We start from the raw sequence: 16,316 nt of genomic DNA, 5'->3' as shown, positions 1-16,316 counted from the left end.
GCGTAGCCGATTATCCAGGGCGTGAGGCCAGGATTACGAGCCGCCCTGGCAAAACCCAACCGGCCTTGTCAATCGCGTCGATCAGCCACTAGCGTTCCGTCAGATGCGGGCGACAAGCGGCATGGTTCGGACGCCGGCCGTAAGGGGAGATACCTTGCTGCGGAGGCGCCAATGCGACTGGCCGGCAGCCGCAATCCGCTCGATCTGGTACAGCCTGTGGTATGAGGCGGCGAGTGCCTGATTGAGGTGCGTGGGTGTTGCCGGCAGTGGCGGCAATCTCCGGCTCTCCTTCAGCGTCCAGACGACGACTTCTCCATCACCCGTCTGCAGAAACGTGGGCAGGACGTTCACGACAATTGCCCAGCGTATGGCGAGCGTAATCTCCAGCTCGCTTGGCGCGGTCAGCACCTTCACATATCGTAGAGTCCCTGAGCGCGGTATCTGCTTAGGGCATGCGTGCGCCGGTCATCCGAATTTAAAGAGGATTCCGAAACCGCCGCGTGGATAGTTCCACTCGATCTCACCACTCGTCTCGCACAAAATCCGGCAGGTGCCGCACTCCATGCAGCCGTCGGCAGTGATCTCCACTTGACCCTTGTCGTTCAACTCATAACATTTCGCCGGGCAGACGTGGGTCAGCGCAAGCAAATTCGCGCTCGGCTTCTGGTGCGGTCGCACTTTGATGTGCGGGCGGCCGGAATCCACCAAGTAGCGGTTCTGGTAAAGCTTGTCCTCGACACGTGACTTCGTCGCTGCGCTGGTCATATCGTCTCCCCTCAGCGCCACGCCAATGCAAGGCGGACCGCGTCGCTGACCAGCCCCCAGCGCGAGCGCGCCTTGATGAAGGCCGCCGTGGTCGCCTTTTCCTTCTCGATCTTCGGCGTGCCGTCGACACGCATGAAGTTCTGCGCAGCTTGCGACATCAACCGCGGATAAGTCGTGAAATAATTGCATGAATTGGTGTGGAGCAAGGCCGGCATGTCTTTGTATTTCCTCAGGTCCTTGACCACGAAGGACTTGTCCAGCATGGCTTTGTAAAGGGCGAGATTCCGTTTGTTCATCGGACCGTTGCGGCTCTTGACCTCGACGATTGCCTCAGCCGCAATGCGGCCGGAGGTCATGGCGAGGTTTGAACCCTCGCGGTGAATCGCGTTGTTCAGTTGCGCGGCATCGCCGACCACGACCCAACCATCGCCAAAGAGCTGCGGAATAGCCTTGTAGCCGCCTTCGGGAATGAGGTGTGCGGAATATTCTTTCACTTCCGAGCCGGCGATCAGCGGCCGGATCGAAGGATGGCTCTTCAAGGCATCAAGGAGAACGTAGGGGCTCTCGACCATCGCGGCAAAATCGGAGACGAGGCAGCCAATGCCCAGTGAGATGGACTCCTTGTTGGTATAGAGGAAGCCGAGCCCGGCCATGCTGCGGGAGGTCGTGCCCACCGCCTCGATCACGCAGCCCTCATCGCCCTTTACGCCGAACCGCTGCTCAATGACCTCTTCGGGCAAGAAATGCATTTCCTTGACGGCGAGGGCCACGACTTGCGGCTTTGGCATCTCGCGCAGGCCGGCTCGAGTGCCAAGCAGTCCGCAGACACCTTCTGCGAGAACGACCACGTCCGCGTAGATGGCCCCGCCCGCCCGGTCTGTGCGGACGCCGATCACCCTGTCCTTGGCATCACGGATGAGTTCCGTCACGGTCGTCTCGCACAGAACGGTCGCGCCGGCCGCGCGCACCTTACGCGAAAACCATTTATCGAACTGGGCACGGATGATCGTGTATCGGTTGGGCTTCGCCTCATTGAAGTCGTCCGACCTATAGTGAATCCCGGTATGGGATGTGTCGTCCATCACCCAAAGCCGCTGTTCAACCAAATGCCGCTCGAGAGGCGCATCATCCCGGAAATCCGGGATGATCTTCTCCAGCATGTTCGCGTACATGATGGCACCCTGGACATTCTTGGAGCCCGGGTATTCACCCCGCTCCAACTGCAGCACCTTCAGGCCATGGCTGGCCATGGTGTAAGCAGCTGCGTTTCCGGACATGCCTGCCCCAACAACAATGGCGTCGAAGTTTTCCTCGATCATGTCCATCCCCTTAGCTCGAAAGCTTATCGCGACTGTGGGGCGACAGCCGCCGGGTGAAGGCTTCCGTCAGTGCGGGCAGGAAGCGGATCGCGTCGGTGACGATTCCGAGGTGAGCGAAATCGAAAATCGGCGCGTTCGGGTCGGTGTTGATGGCCACGATGAGATCCGCCCCCTCCACGCCAACCCGATGCTGGACGGCGCCGGAAATCCCGGCCGCTATGTAAAGCTTCGGCCGGATCGTCTTGCCAGTTTGGCCGATCTGCCGATCAGCTGGCATCCAGCTCTTCTGGACTAACGGACGCGAACAGCCGTGCTCGGCGCCGATTGCTCGTGCGAGGTTCTTCACAAGCTGCAGGTTCTCCGCCGCGCCAAGACCAAGGCCTCCCGCAACCACGACGTCGGCATAGGCAAGGTTTGCCTTCGCCGACTGATTGTCCGGCAGGAAGCCGAGGACTTTGGTAGCGATCTCGTCCTCGGCAAGCGAAAGCTTGTGCCGGATGACACGCCCGACCGGTTTATCCGTCCGCTGCGGCATGGGCATGACCCTCGGCCGCACGGTCGCCATCTGCGGGCGGAAATTGAGCGTATAGATCGTGCACAACAAGGAACCGCCGAAAGTCGGACGCGTGGCGGCGAGCGAACTGTCGGTATCTACATCGAGTTCGGTGCAGTCGGCCGTGAGCCCCGTCTGCAAGGTCGTCGCCACGGAGCCGGCAAGATCCCTGCCCAGTGTGGTGGCACCGAGAAGAAGGATTTCGGGTTTGTGGGTATCGACCAGATCCGTCAACGCCTTGGTGAAAGGTTCATTCCGATAGTCGGCGAGCAGGGGCGCCTCGGCGATGTAGACAAGGTCAGCGCCATACGCGAATGCTTCGGCAACGGCGTTCCCCACGGCCTCTCCCGGCGGTCCAAGCACGACACCTGCAAGCTGGACCTGAAGCTTGTCTGCTAAGTTGCGGCCTTCGCCGAGCAGTTCGAATGATACCGGATGGACCTCGCCACGTTCGAGCTCGATGAAAACCCAAACGTGCCGATAGTCCTTGAAATGGGCGGGCAATTCCTTCTTTATGCCGGCGCGGCCGGCGGCAGGGCGAGGGGTTTCTCCGTTCGCGGTCGACATCGTTTTGCTCCTTGCCGTCACGCGCCGCCGTTAAAGGCGAGCTCATGTTCCAGCGCCGGCTGGCGGGTGAAGATTGCGGTGATGAGTTCGTCAGCGACATCGCGCAAGGCCTTCTCGGCGGTGTCGATTTGTGCCGCCTTTTCAGCTCGAGCAGGAGGGGCGAAAACACGTTTGACGACCGTCGGTGAACCGCGCAGGCCGCATTTGGTGAGATCCTCAATGCCGGCGTCGGCCGCGCTCCATTTCAAGACCTGGCTGCGCGCGGCGCACAAGGCGTCCTGGATCGAGCCCCGGCGGATCTCGTTTGTGCCTTCCAGCATGGTGATGAGGCAAGGGAGCCTGCTCTTCAGCATCTGTGTGCCGCCTTCGGAACGGCGCTCGACCTTGATCTCGCGTGCAGCAAGGTCGACAGAAGGGATCTTCGCGACATAGGTCAGTTGCAGGAGTCCGAGGCGCTTGGCGATGCCGGGCCCGACCTGGGCGGTGTCGCCATCGATCGTCTGCTTGCCGGTGAAGACGAGGTCTGGCGTGCCGAACGTCTCGCCAATCTTCGCGATTGCCTGGGAAAGGGCGAACGAGGTTGCCAGCGTGTCGGAGCCGGCAAAATAGCGGTCGGTCAAGAGCACCGCTCGGTCGGCGCCGTAACCGAGCGCCTTGCGCAGCGCGTCCTCTGCCATGGGCGGACCCATGGTGAGCACAGTGACTTCGCCGCCATGTGCGTCGCGCAGTCTGAGCGCTTCTTCGAGGGCGAACAGGTCGTAAGGGTTGATGATGGTCGGAACACCCTGGCGCATGATCGTGTTCGTGACCGGATGGACCCTTATCTGTGTCGAGTCCGGCACCTGCTTGATGCAGATTACAATGTGCATTGGCGGTTTCTCTAGGCTCCTGTCCGGGTCCGGCATTGCGGTTATCTCCTTTGTCCGCATTATTCGTGCCAAGTCTCTTGCGCTCCCCCTTTCCTACAACTTCGGCTGGTTGCTTCTGACGGCGCTGTGGTGATGACCGCATTTGGCGGCTGCTCGACATTGTCGCGTCGCACCCTTGTCGCCGATCATTCCCGTCCGAACCGCTTCAGTACCGAGTCGAACGGAACAAAGGTGTGACCCGGCGCGGCAGGTTTGTTCGGATCGTGGTCCTTGAGCACCTTGAAAATCCGATGCGTGAGCGGCGAGGAAATCGCAAAGTCCTCGTAAGCGCGTTCGAGCGTCGCGCGCACCCTCGCGGCAATCACCTGGTCGGGCAGACCGGAGAAATCTTCTTCGGCGAGGTATTGGCCCACACGCTTCATGATATGGAGCCGCGAGACATTCAGTACCTTCGGGTCATAGGCGACGCCTAGGACTGAGAAGAATTCCTCTGCAGCCGACAAGCGCTTCAGTCGTGCGAGGATGTCGGTGACATCCATGGGGCGGCTGTCAGCGGAACAATTCATTGCATTCTTCCTGGTCGCAAAACTGTGGCCTCTGTGCGCTCGCGCACGGCTGACTTGGACCCGCACAGCTCGATGAGGGATGCCTCGCTGCACATTCCATCGTAGAGCTCGACCAGTCGAGTTGCAGTTACGGTCGATTTGGTCTCGGCCGCCTCGCGTCGGACGCGGGCCACCATCGCGGCTGCCAGATCCGGGTCGAGATCGCGACCGCTTTCGCTCAGCACATGGGCAATCGCAGTCGCGCCGGAATGCTTGCCGATGACGATCCGCCGGCAGCGGCCCACGAGAGTCGGATCGAGCCCCTGATAAGTACGCGAGTCCTTCAGCAGCCCTGCGACGTGAATGCCGGATTCGTGGGTGAAAACATCGGCGCCGACGACCGGCTTAGTGGCTGCGGTCTGCCGGCGGGCGGCCCAAGCCACCTGGGCGGCGAGGCCGGGCAATGCGGTCAGCTCAATGCCGGTGTCTGCGCCGTCGAAGACTGCCATTGCGGCGGCCACCTCCTCCAGCGCGGCATTGCCCGCACGCTCGCCGAGCCCCAGGACGGTGACGGAGGCATGGCGCGCGCCTGCGCGGATCGCCGCCAGCGTGTTGGCGCCAGCAAGTCCGAGATCGTTGTGCGCATGAAATTCAAGGTCGATTGGAGACTGCACCACGAGCTGGGCGACAAGTTCGAAGGTCGAAAACGGGTCGAGAACACCGACTGTGTCGGCCAGCCTCACGCGGCTTGCGCCGGCGCGTGCGGCCGTCTCGATGACGCGGGCGAGATGATCCCGATTGGCCCGCGAGGCATCCTCGCAGCCCACCGCGACGAAGAAGCCGGCATCGGCGGCGCGCCTGACCATATGATCGATGACCTGGAGCGCTCCCGCCTTGTCGAGGCCGAGCTTGGCGGCAAGTTGGATGTCCGACGCAGGCAGCGACAAATTGACCGCTTGGACGCCGCTCTCGATCGCTGCATCGAGATCCAACGACGTCATCCGGCACCAGGCCATGAGCCGAACCGGAAGACGCCGCGCTACCACGGCGCGAATTGTTTCCATCTCGTCGACGCCCATGACCGGCGTGCCGATCTCGATCTCTGTCACGCCAGCCGCCGCAAGAGACTCAGCGATCTCCAGCTTTTCCGTCGTGGTGAAGGCGACGCCCGGCGCCTGCTCGCCATCGCGCAAGGTCGTATCGTTGAGGGAGACATGACCGGTCATGACAGGCAGCCTGTTCTTCTGCGGCTCACGCATAGACCGGACTACCCGGCCCAGAACCGGAAAAGCTGCGCAGCTTCCCCACGATTCCCGGCATGACCTCGAGCACCCGGTCGATGTCCTCTTCGCTGTTGTCCCGCGCCAAGGAGAAGCGGACTGCCGCGTGTGGCGTTTTCATCGCGCTTAGGACATGGCTTGGTTCCAGAGAGCCGGAGGTGCAGGCCGAGCCAGAGGAACACGCGATGCCAATGCGGCTGAGGAGAAGTGGAATTCCATCACTTTCGACATGTTCGAAGGAGATGTTTGCGGTGTTGGGCAACCGTTGCAAGGGATCACCAGTGACACAGGTGCTTGGGATGCGCTGGAGGATCCCGCCCTCCAGGCGATCGCGGAGCGACTTTACCCGTGTGGTCTCGTCGTCCATGAATTTCAAGGCGAGTTCGGCCGCCGTGCCGAGCCCGGCTATGCCGGGCGTATTCTCGGTTCCAGCACGCCGGTTGTGCTCTTGGTGACCCCCCTTGATCAGCGAATGGAAATCGACGCCACGTTTTACGAAAAGCGCACCGATCCCTTTCGGCCCGTGCAGCTTGTGGCCGGAGAGCGACAGCATGTCGATTGCGGTCGACTTCAGGTCCATCGGAAGCTTGCCGACCGCCTGCACAGCATCGGTATGGAATAGGGCGCCCACTTCCTTGGCCAACTCGGAAAGCCTTGCCACGGGGAAGATCACACCAGTCTCGTTGTTCGCCCACATTATTGACACGATTGCAACCTGTGGGGTGAGGGCGGCCATATAGGCGTCGAGATCGAGCCGACCACGGCAATCCACCGGGATCCTGTGCACCTTGAGGCGGCGGGTCTTCTCAAGATGCTCGCAGAGCGTCAGCACGGCGGGATGCTCGACCGCGGACGTCACGATCTCGGTTCGGTTGGGCGCCGCCTCGAGCGCTGAAAGAAGCGCTGCATTGTCGCTTTCTGTCCCACCCGAGGTGAAAGTGATCTCATCCTCGAACTCCGCGCCGATCAGAGCTTGCAACTGCCTCCGCGCCTTTCTCACCGCCGCACTGACTGAGGCGCCAAGAGCGTGTGCCGACGAAGGGTTGCCGAATTGATCCCTAAAGAACGGCAACATCGCTTGCACGACCTCAGGATCGACCCGTGTGGTTGCGTTGTTGTCGAGGTAGACAGGCTTCATAGGTGCGATCCTCAGTTAAACAGAATGACGCGAGACCGACTCGTTGAGCCTCTGGCGCATGCCGTTGATGATCATTTGAACTGGCAGTGCGCGCAGGCGCCCGGAGTGTTTGACGTAAACCGGATCTCCGTCGATATGTACATGTTCGCAGTGGCCGTAGGTCAGCCGGCAGGTAAGGACGCCCGAACGCGATAACGCTACCGATGAGCCGAATTTGGCGCAGCGGCGCGATTTGTCCGCAAGCAGCTCGGGTGCCACCAGGAACCGAGCTGCTTCGGGAGGCGACGTTCTTTGAATCCTACTGGGAGCGAATGGCGGTCCCGAGATCGGCTTTGACCTTGTCTTGTTTTTTAGGACGGGGACATCTGTTGTGCCGGCCATATAAGTCTCCTCTGCCGCAAAATCACTCTGTCGGCCGCACAGGCGCTTCGGGCGCTTAACTGAAGGACTTGCCGCAGCCGCACTTTTCGCGCGCATTGGGGTTATCGAAGACAAAACCGGAAGATTGGAGCCCGGTGAGGAAGTCGACGGTCATGCCGGCTACATGGGGTTGGGAGCCCGCGTCCACGAACAGCTTGACCCCATCTGTGTCAGTGATCGCGTCGCCCTCGCGCGACACGCTCTCCAGGCCCATTAAGTATTTGAAGCCTGCGCAGCCGCCGGCCTCGACCATAATGCGAAAGCCTTCCGCCGGCTCGCTGGCACGGCAAAGAGCAGTCTTGAAGGCGGCAACAGCGTTGTCGGTGAGCGTAATCATGGCTCCATTCTCCTCAGTCCGCGACCTGCTTGCCCATCACGTTGCATGCACCGTGCCAAAGCCAAAAAACGTTTCAACACAGCGCGGCATCTCTCGCACTGGTGCCTCTTGATTGCTGATAAGGTGTCGGCCAATCGACACGTGCTGTCGGGTTTGTCGGGTCCGGCACGAGGGATGTTGGCCTGAGTTCTTGGGTGAACTCACATCACCAAGGACAGAACTTCTTCTGAGCTTGCCTCGGCGCAATTGGCACGGTTTTTGAAGCTCCGTTTGGCGAGACGGCAAGAGCATGCCGATCCACAACCATGCCGTGGGTGCCATCGCGATGGATGGGGCGAAGCAAGGGAGTAACATGTCAGGACCGTGGTCAGATACGCGTTGTTGGCAAAGCAGCGCCGCTCGTGGCATCCGAATGCCCGCTTGGCCGATTGCGACAACATCCATACTGGCTCACTACCGCCCAGTAGCCGCCGACCGGCTCGATGGGATGCCATCGGCATGTGGCTGCTCGCCGGTTTTCGCATCGGTGCGACGCCGTGCGCACGCTGTCCAGCGACACCTTGTTCATGGGCCAGCAGCAGATCAGGATCGAGCATTTCGGCGCGCCTTATCGGCTGAAGATTCCCGGGCAGGGCAGATGATCCTCACACGTCGTAGAAACAGGGGTAAGCATGGACCAACGCGAGAAACCGTCGCCCGACGAAATCCGGCGGGCGTGCAAAGACAATCCGAAGATCCGGGAGCATGATCTCGCCGCTCGATTGGGCATTTCGGAAGCCGAGTTGGTCGCGGCGCATTGTGGTCACGGCGCGGTGCGCATCGAGCCGCGCGTCGATGATCTGCTGACCGGCCTCGAAGCGGTCGGCGAGGTGATGGCGGTCACCAGCAACGAAAGTGCCGTGCACCAAAAGATTGCCGTCTACGGCAAAGTGGTCACCGGCAACCAGCATGCCATACTGCTCGGCGACGAGATCGACCTGCGCATCTTCCCGAAAGCGTGGGCGTATGGCTTCGCCGTCGAGAAGCGCGAGGGGGCCGAGATCCGCCGCAGCCTGCAATTCTTTGATGCCACCGGCGAGGCGATGCACAAAGCTCATCTCACGCCCGCCTCGAACCTGCAGGCCTATCAGGATCTGACGGCAGAGCTTGTATCCCCCGACCAGGAGCCGATCATATCGCTCGAGGCGAGCGGGGCGCGCGATAACGCAGTGAGTCCAGACCACGCCACCACGGTCGACGACCTACGCGAGCACTGGGGCCGGCTAAGCGACGTGCATCAGTTCTACCATATGTTGAAGACACTGAAGCTCAGCCGCTGCCAGGCGATGCGTATGGCCGACGAGGATGACGCCTGGCTACTCGACAATGATGCCATTGGCGCCCTGTTCCAACAGGCGGCCGAAGACGAGATGCCGATCATGTGCTTTGTCGGCAATCGTGGTTGCATTCAGATCCATTCCGGCCCGATCAGGTCGGTCAAGCAGATCGGGCCGCGGATCAATGTGCTCGAAGAGACCTTCCATCTGCATCTTAGGACCCATCGCATCCGCGAGGTCTGGGCCGTGCGCAAGCCGACGAGGGATGGTCACGTTACGTCCATTGAAGCCTATGGCGCGGACGGCAAGATGATCATCCAGTTCTTCGGCACGCGCAAGGAAGGCGAACGCGAGGGCAGCGACTGGCGGTTTCTGGCCGAGAGTCTGCCACGCGTTCCCGGTCCGACCTCCAGGGGTGTGTTGACTGCCGACAGGTCCTCGGATTGAATTGGCCGCGATAGGACTCAGCACCACGTTCCGACAGCGGCTCGCGAGCAAATCTAGGTCCATGAGCGGAAAGGATGCCGTCGTAGCGCATGCGCATGGTCAGGTGATGCACGCCGGAATGGACCGCATCTATACAGTCAAGCTGGTCGCCGGTCGGCACCGGTGCGCACGAGTGCATCGCCGTCTGCCGGAAAAGCCTTGCAGCGCCTGCGAGCGATAAAACGCATACGCCATCAGCGCCGAACCGAAGCGCGGCTTGACCTTTTTGATATTTCCGATCGTCTCGCGCAAGCGCCGTCGGGTCTTCTCGGACCGCACCCGATCCTTGCGCTGGATCCCGTCGTTGCTCAATCCGGGCCGTGCGAGCGATCTACTCGCTCGTCGACCGGCAGGCTGTGCAGCAACAGCCAAGCCGAACAGCCCGATGTCGCGGGCTCGACAAAACCGACCACGGATGTCGGTTGTCGGACGTTGTCATAAGAATGATGGACAGGTGATCATCAGCGGCAGACCCAGCGCAGGCTGGCATTGCTTGGTGCACCGCCATGGCTACCCTATCCGGCACGCGACTTGCTTCGACAATTTGATCAGCAGGGCAGAGGTGATTGACCAGTCTCTCAACCCTAACGGGGAAGCGGCCGCTTTGCTTCATGACCGGAGCGCGGCGGAGATGCCCCTCTGATCGACTTCGCAACCCATCTCATCCGCGCTGGTGCAGGTGGGCTGTATCAGGCGACAGAATCTAGAAGGCGCCCGACAAGAGACGTGCCCATGCTGGAAATCGACTTTATGAACAGCGGTGCAATCTCAATTGAGCCATGAACGCCAATGTAGAGAAAACAAAATGGCGACCAACCCCGTTCCAGATCATGTCCCGCCCGAAATGGTGAGGGACTTCAGCCTGTTTACATCGCCAGGGATGCCACCAACACCCAACGGGGATCCACACGCAGCTGTCGCTTGCGTACATGACGGGCCTCCGATCTTTTACTCCCGCTACAACACGCAAGATGGCCGGGGTACCTGGGTCATCACCCGTGCCGCGGACCAGCGGAAGGTGCTGCAGGACGCAGAGACTTTTTCCAGCCATCGCAGCATCTTCTCCTCCATACTGGGTGAGAACTGGCCGACGATCCCGCTTGAGCTCGATCCACCGGCCCATGGCGTCTTTCGCTCACTGCTTAATCCGCTGCTTTCGCCAAAGCGGGTGTTGGCTTTGGAACCGGCTGTCCGCGAACGGGCGGTCGAGCTGATCGAAAGGATCGCCGCGTCGCGCACAAGCTGCGACGTGATGAAGGATTTTGCCTTTCCTTTCGCGGTGAGCACCTTTCTTCGCTTTCTGGGGTTGCCTGATGACCGACTCGATACATTCGTCGGCTGGGGGAAAGATCTGCTCCACGGCGACGATAAGGAACGACCTGTGGCTGCCCGGACGATCGTGGCATTCATCGACGAACTTGCAGCCATGCGCCGCGATGAGGCGGTTGACGATTTCATGACCTTTATAGTGCAGGCACAGGTCGAGGGCCGCCGGCTGACTGACACCCAAGTCCGCGGCATCGGCGTGCTTGTCTTCGTCGCTGGGCTCGACACGGTCGCAGCAGCTATAGGCTTTGACTTGGCGTACCTCGCACGCAACCTCAAAGATCAGCAATTGCTGCGGAGCGAACCGGACCGCATCCCGCTCGCAACCGAAGAATTGCTGCGGGCCTATCCGCCCATTCAGTTGATCCGCGTGGCCACGAAAGATATCGACTTCGAAGGCGCGCCGATCCGGAAGGGGGACTATGTTTCCTGCGCCACGATGATTGCCAATCGTGACCCGGCGGAATTCGAATGCCCCAACACGATTGATTTGGAGCGGGAGGACAACCGCCACGCAGCGTTTGGCTATGGTCCCCACCGTTGCCTTGGCTCACACCTTGCCCGGCGCGAGATTGTCATTGGCCTGGAGGAGTGGCTGGCGCGCATCCCGGCTTTCAGGATCAAGCAGGGTACGGCGCCGATAACTTCTGGCGGCCATGTGTTCGGGATCGAAAATTTGATCCTGGACTGGTCTTAGGCCCGCCCCGAGCCCGGGCACAGACAATGGAGGCAGCGCCATGCGCATCATCGTCCAAAAGGCCAAATGCCAGGGCCACGCGCGATGCGCGGCGCAAGCGCCGGACATCTTTAAACTCGATAATGACGGTTACATCCTGCCTGGTGACATTGAAGTTGCGGAAGGGGAGGAACTGCCTGCATCACGAGGCGCGCGATCCTGTCCTGAACGTGCGCTGGAACTCACTCGCTGACGCTCTGGATGAGACAGCATTCAACCGTGAGTCTGGCGGCTTGAACCATGTGGCCGCACTCAGCACGCGACCTCTGTCCCGCACGGTTCACGTCCAACTCTGCGGGGCAAATTCCGGCGCCAGTGTTCCCCGTGAGGCGCAAACGGCAGGGCCGGGGTTCGCGAACCTCTTCGAAACACAGAATTTGCGCCAGAGCCGATGGACCAGACGAGAATTGCCGAACTACTCGACGCGAGGCGACCCGGAGTGCCGTACCGAAGAACTGCCCGACCCATGTTGCGGCATGCCGGGTCTCTGCATGATTTGATAGGGCGAAACCAGGAGAACGCACCATATTTGCCCAACATTATGCCCGGCTCAGCACCGGCCAATGGCCGCAGCTGGAGAGAAGGTTCGACCAGCATGTGCTTGCCTGTGTGCTTTCACGTGCGCTCGAGGAGATCGAGGCCGGCGAGGCGACGGCGACGGAGGCAACCGGACTTTCGCGCGCCGAGTTGCGCGATGTCCTGTCCCGCTGTTTCCCTGCTTTTCCTATCAACGCGTTTGCCTTGGAAGAGGGGAGCGAGCCTGAGCCGGATCTGGAAGAAGAACTTCTGCGCGGACTGCTGCTGGCGCATGCCCGGCCCGACGACAAGGCAAGCGCCCGCTTCGCCAAGATCATCGCCCGGCGTGCCATGCGCAATGACCACCTCTGGCAAGACCTTGGCCTTTTTAGTCGAAGCGACCTCGGCCGCCTGCTCGCCTCGCATTTTCCGACGCTGGCGGCCGGCAACACCCAAAACATGAAATGGAAAAAATACTTTTACCGAAAGCTCTGCGAGGCCGAAGGCTTTTCGCTGTGCAGCTCCCCCAGTTGCCGGGACTGCAATGATTTCGAAAGCTGCTTCGGCCCGGAGGAAGGCGAAAGCCGCCTCACACGGACCAAGGACAACGCCCAGGATTGAGAGCCGCTTGCGTCAGTCGTACAGCGTCAGAGCTCGCGCCGCGCCATCTGTCTGTTGTCAAATCTCGACGGACGCCTTGGGGGATTTGAATACTGTGCGCTCGCGATGCTCGCTTCGGCGGGTCGTCGTCATGTCAGGCGCGAGTCGAATGTTTGTTAGATGCCGCCACAACCTAAGCCGGCATCATCAATCGCAACAAGCGCAAGGAGTTGAAGGACACGTTGCGCGATCTTGAGCAGGCCGGACTTGGTGACCAGCTCGTTAGGTTTTCCAATTCATGAGTGGCTAGAGCGATGGCTGTACTGGCGTTCGATCTCGTCTATTTTTCCGGCCTGACGGCAGACCAACTGCTAGGCAGCGTCATCTCACTTCTGGCGTGTTTGCTCCTTTATAACTGATACGATTTTAGGAAACGGGGTCTGCAGTGTTTTCTTCCGCTTCGGCGCCACATAGCTTTCAACCAGGCGAAATGCTCGACGTCGACAGTTACCAGCGGCCGTAGGTTGATGGTCACCGTGTTTGGCGCTCAGAACTTCCTCCGTGCTAGTCAATGGTGAGCATCGGAAGCGATTTTGCAGGTTTTGCGCTGACGGGATTCTGGCTCGGCCCGCCGGTCGGGTTCGTCAAAAGGTGCTAATATAGCGTTGTATGTCCGATCGGCGGTAGTAGCCGCTTACTGACCGCCGGACGGTCATCCCTGAACATTGTTGCACCGCACCTGGAGTGCTTAGGGAATGATATTATCTGACAAATGGAAAAATCACGTAGGAGCCAAAGTAAAATTTCATTATATCTGACTCCTGAGAATTACCAAGTAATGATCCAAGAACGAATCTTTCGCGGGCCGTTAAGTTGTTTTTCAACTCTAGTGCGTCACTATGGGGTCCGTAGGTCCCAAAAAATGTCCCATCCTTTGCAGGGCAACAAGGAGGCGTACTATGGCAAGAATTTTTGAAATTCTTACGGGCAGTCTGACTGCCGGATGTGTTCTCGTAATTCTTTGCATGCCAGCGACTGCAGCTGGAATTAATGTCGGAGGCGTCGGCGGGGTATCCGTCGGCAGCGGAGGCGCCAGCGCTAATGTGGGCGGCAACAGCGGCGCTACGGCTAGCGTATCCCTAGGCGGTTCTGGGGCAAATGCCGCAGCCTCCGTCGGCGGCACTGGCGGAGCGACTGCTTCCATCGGCACCGGCCGCGCCAATGTCGGTGTCGTCACCGGGGTCGGTACCGACGTAAATGTCGGCGTTGGAACCAATCCAGCCGCCAACCCCAGCAACCCGACCGCTTCGAGCAACCCGAATCTGGCTAGCGTTGTCGGCGATATGTCGAACGCCCAGGTCACTCGGATGAAGAAGCGCTGCGTCGAAGTGCTTAGCAACGAAGATACCTATGATCGTGAGCTGCGCCGGCTCTGCTTGCTGATCTCGCGCCGCTAACCAGCGACCCCTTTCCGACCTGTCGGGGCTGTCGACATGACACTCTCCAGTTCCGGCAGTGGAAGCCCGCCCGCCGAAAGGTTGGCGGGCTTTTACAGTCAGCGTTTTTCCATCCGCAGCAGGCAGGATGTTTAGGCACTTTCGCGTATGTAAACGTTGACACTTAAGGCGCTTTCGCCTCGTAGGAAAGTTGTGTAACGCCTTGTTCTTGAACAAAAAATGTGAGAACGCCTAGTTGCTTAAGCGAAAAGCGCCTTACCGAGCGGATATCAAAAATAAACATTGTAGCGATCTTGCAACCGCCCGAGGCCGCTTTTACGCGTTCGGAGCAAGTCTAGGCCGATAAGTCATCGTTTTGCTTATGTTTCTTCACGTCACGGTGGCGGTAGGTGTAGCCGGGAATGTCCTGCAAATGGAACGTATTGCCGGGAGGCGAGTAGCGGTAGATAAATCCGAATTGGTCGGTGATCCCGTTGACGCTCGTATAAGTGATCTCGCCATACAGATACATATGGAAGGGAACCCGCCCCTATGTGAGTATCGGACAGGAAAAGCTCATTCAGCACATTGTTTGTGATAGGGCCGCCGCGATCAAAAGCTGCAGGGCTAAGAGCATCGTCTGCCCCGAGCACCCGTTCAACGTCATTGATTTCTCCGGGATGGTAATGCGGAGTTGGCGGCAAGTTGCAAAGCCGGAGGCTCGCCCGAATCTCGTTTATGATGGCAGGAGTGCGTCCGAAATTCTTGATCGAGAATGCCGCTTCCGGAATTGGTCTTTTGTTGTCGGGCTTGTCAGCCCAATCGTGCGTCACCCCCACCAACGGTTTGGTGGCGGTGACGAACAAATACGGGCGCTCGATATCGAGCAAAGCCTTTTCGGCAATGTCGGCGCTGCGCTGGGTGTGCCTAGCAGCCTCTTTGGCGTAGTAAGCAGCGGCCATAGCAGCGGCGAGCGTGAAAGCACCCACGATAGCGCCAATGGTGGTCCAGTTCGCCGACTGTTGGGCAGCGTCGGCAGCGTTCCACTGGGCACACAGATCGGAACTGCGATCATCGTGACCTGCTTGGCATGGGTTAGTGTAACTTGGGGGTTCATTTGCCTGTTGGACTGGCGGAGGCTTGCCGCAACAGGGTTGCCTATGGTCTCTTGATGCTGTTCGAAATGTTGGGGCTGAGTGCTCTTGCGCTCGTCTGGCGGTAAGGCCGCCCCGAGTAAAACTACTCCGAAAGCCGCAATGAGGATGCCCCGATAGCGTCTAAGCATTGCAGTAAGAACGCAGCGCTAAAGCCCCCCGGCTTATTTTGTTGTTCAAATTACGCTCGGTTTCGTGAATGTCCATAGTCGCCAATTTTTCGGCGAGTTGGGCATAGGTAACGCCCTTCCGCTTCAACTCTGACAAAGGTTCTTGGCTTTCGTCTCGTATTCGACGGTCTGCGGGTCGTCCTTGCCTGCCATAGCCTCGCCTCAAAAAATATCATGACAGTCGGTGGTACAGGCCCCTGTATTTGGCGATACAAGCCCCGCATATAACCGGATATGATGACAATAGCCCCACACTTCCTCCTTTCCGCCGAAAGCCGCTCCCTTTCTCTGAAAGAGATTTACAAGGGTGGCGAGGAAAAGGCTTACGACGCGTTCAAGCGCCTTCGCTGGGCTTCGACTCAAGGCGAGCCTGTTTGCCGGAAATGCGGGTGCCTGGATCATTACGACATTCCGACCCGTCGCAAGTTCAAGTGCGCCGCTTGCGGGGGCGCAGTTCTCGGTTACGAGGGCACGATGTTCGCCTTGGCGCAAGCTGTCGTTTGTCGATCTGCTCGCCGCGATCTGCCTGTTTGTTAACGGCGCGAAGGGCATGTCGGCGGTCCAGTTCTCTCGCGATCTGGACGTGCAGTACAAGACCGCCTTTGTGCTGGCTCACAAGCTGCGCGAAGCCTGTCGGCTGAAACCAAGAACGAAACCCTTGAAGGCGAGGTCGAGATTGACGGCGCTTACTTTGGTGGCGTGGTGCGCGGCCCGGGCGGGGCCGGGTTGGACTGGGCGCACGCCTCTGGCGGCGGTTTTTTGGAGCAACATGGCGGGGATTGT

At 59.8% G+C, this 16,316-nt stretch carries 17 protein-coding genes and 1 pseudogene; 7 read left to right on the top strand and 11 right to left on the bottom strand.

Annotation, left to right across the window (positions count from 1 at the left end; genetic code table 11):
- Nucleotides 1-99: 99 nt before the first annotated feature.
- The 9 genes from NKJ64_RS29285 to NKJ64_RS29245 all read right to left on the bottom strand — a co-directional run bounded on the left by NKJ64_RS29285 (nucleotide 100) and on the right by NKJ64_RS29245 (nucleotide 7,793).
- On the bottom strand, nucleotides 100-414 hold the full coding sequence (locus NKJ64_RS29285; protein WP_023727116.1) for a hypothetical protein: 315 nt from the start codon (nucleotides 412-414) through the stop codon (nucleotides 100-102).
- Nucleotides 415-465: 51 nt separating this feature from the next.
- Nucleotides 466-765, bottom strand: a complete 300-nt coding sequence (locus NKJ64_RS29280; protein ID WP_023687351.1) for a ferredoxin family protein — start codon at nucleotides 763-765, stop codon at nucleotides 466-468.
- 11 nt (nucleotides 766-776) lie between these two features.
- Nucleotides 777-2,084: an FAD-binding protein gene (locus NKJ64_RS29275; RefSeq protein ID WP_352463756.1), complete on the bottom strand. Its 1,308-nt coding sequence runs from the start codon at nucleotides 2,082-2,084 to the stop codon at nucleotides 777-779.
- A 10-nt stretch (nucleotides 2,085-2,094) separates the two neighbouring features.
- Nucleotides 2,095-3,204 carry an electron transfer flavoprotein subunit alpha/FixB family protein gene (locus NKJ64_RS29270; RefSeq protein WP_023685019.1) on the bottom strand — a complete coding sequence of 370 codons (1,110 nt, stop codon included), beginning with the start codon at nucleotides 3,202-3,204 and terminating at the stop codon, nucleotides 2,095-2,097.
- A 17-nt stretch (nucleotides 3,205-3,221) separates the two neighbouring features.
- Entirely contained in the window at nucleotides 3,222-4,073 is an 852-nt protein-coding gene (locus NKJ64_RS29265; protein ID WP_023727118.1) for an electron transfer flavoprotein subunit beta/FixA family protein, read from the bottom strand.
- Nucleotides 4,074-4,258: 185 nt separating this feature from the next.
- Nucleotides 4,259-4,639 (bottom strand): nitrogenase stabilizing/protective protein NifW, encoded by a 381-nt coding sequence (gene nifW / locus NKJ64_RS29260; RefSeq protein WP_023687348.1) that lies wholly within the window; start codon nucleotides 4,637-4,639, stop codon nucleotides 4,259-4,261.
- Entirely contained in the window at nucleotides 4,636-5,844 is a 1,209-nt protein-coding gene (gene nifV / locus NKJ64_RS29255) for a homocitrate synthase (RefSeq protein WP_023727119.1), read from the bottom strand. Before nifV ends, nifW begins: the two co-directional genes overlap by 4 nt.
- A 25-nt stretch (nucleotides 5,845-5,869) precedes the next feature.
- A complete protein-coding gene (nifS, locus tag NKJ64_RS29250) occupies nucleotides 5,870-7,036 on the bottom strand; it encodes a cysteine desulfurase NifS (protein WP_023672209.1) in 1,167 nt (388 codons plus the stop codon).
- Nucleotides 7,037-7,472: 436 nt separating this feature from the next.
- Nucleotides 7,473-7,793, bottom strand: coding sequence for a HesB/IscA family protein (locus tag NKJ64_RS29245; protein WP_023672207.1), 321 nt, complete (start codon nucleotides 7,791-7,793; stop codon nucleotides 7,473-7,475).
- A 536-nt stretch (nucleotides 7,794-8,329) separates the two neighbouring features.
- Between NKJ64_RS29245 and hemP the strand changes: the two genes are divergently transcribed.
- From hemP to NKJ64_RS29215, 6 genes are all read left to right on the top strand, one after another.
- Nucleotides 8,330-8,434, top strand: coding sequence for a hemin uptake protein HemP (gene hemP, locus NKJ64_RS29240; protein ID WP_023685012.1), 105 nt, complete (start codon nucleotides 8,330-8,332; stop codon nucleotides 8,432-8,434).
- 30 nt (nucleotides 8,435-8,464) lie between these two features.
- Nucleotides 8,465-9,556, top strand: coding sequence for a hemin-degrading factor (locus tag NKJ64_RS29235; protein WP_023727120.1), 1,092 nt, complete (start codon nucleotides 8,465-8,467; stop codon nucleotides 9,554-9,556).
- Between the two features lie 844 nt (nucleotides 9,557-10,400).
- A complete protein-coding gene (locus NKJ64_RS29230; RefSeq protein WP_023727121.1) occupies nucleotides 10,401-11,618 on the top strand; it encodes a cytochrome P450 in 1,218 nt (405 codons plus the stop codon).
- A 40-nt stretch (nucleotides 11,619-11,658) separates the two neighbouring features.
- Nucleotides 11,659-11,850 (top strand): ferredoxin, encoded by a 192-nt coding sequence (locus tag NKJ64_RS29225; RefSeq protein ID WP_081725572.1) that lies wholly within the window; start codon nucleotides 11,659-11,661, stop codon nucleotides 11,848-11,850.
- 332 nt (nucleotides 11,851-12,182) lie between these two features.
- Complete coding sequence (locus NKJ64_RS29220) at nucleotides 12,183-12,794, top strand: nitrogen fixation protein NifQ (RefSeq protein WP_023687343.1); 612 nt, start codon at nucleotides 12,183-12,185, stop codon at nucleotides 12,792-12,794.
- Nucleotides 12,795-13,732: 938 nt separating this feature from the next.
- A complete protein-coding gene (locus tag NKJ64_RS29215) occupies nucleotides 13,733-14,230 on the top strand; it encodes a hypothetical protein (RefSeq protein WP_023706369.1) in 498 nt (165 codons plus the stop codon).
- A gap of 374 nt (nucleotides 14,231-14,604) precedes the next feature.
- Here NKJ64_RS29215 and NKJ64_RS29210 read toward each other — a convergent pair whose 3' ends face one another.
- Together NKJ64_RS29210 and NKJ64_RS29205 are read right to left on the bottom strand one after the other, a co-directional pair.
- Nucleotides 14,605-15,198, bottom strand: a complete 594-nt coding sequence (locus tag NKJ64_RS29210) for a hypothetical protein (protein WP_352463755.1) — start codon at nucleotides 15,196-15,198, stop codon at nucleotides 14,605-14,607.
- A gap of 288 nt (nucleotides 15,199-15,486) precedes the next feature.
- A complete protein-coding gene (locus NKJ64_RS29205) occupies nucleotides 15,487-15,579 on the bottom strand; it encodes a DUF6471 domain-containing protein (RefSeq protein WP_352463758.1) in 93 nt (30 codons plus the stop codon).
- A gap of 197 nt (nucleotides 15,580-15,776) precedes the next feature.
- On the opposite strand from NKJ64_RS29205, the pseudogene NKJ64_RS29200 reads away from it, so the two are divergent.
- Nucleotides 15,777-16,316: pseudogene (locus NKJ64_RS29200) on the top strand (IS1595 family transposase); the annotation flags it as partial.

This window comes from Mesorhizobium sp. M0062 (genome assembly GCF_040323125.1).
GTDB lineage: Bacteria > Pseudomonadota > Alphaproteobacteria > Rhizobiales > Rhizobiaceae > Mesorhizobium.
Note: the sequence above shows the minus strand (reverse complement) of the source record. Positions and strands in the feature narration are given on the sequence as shown.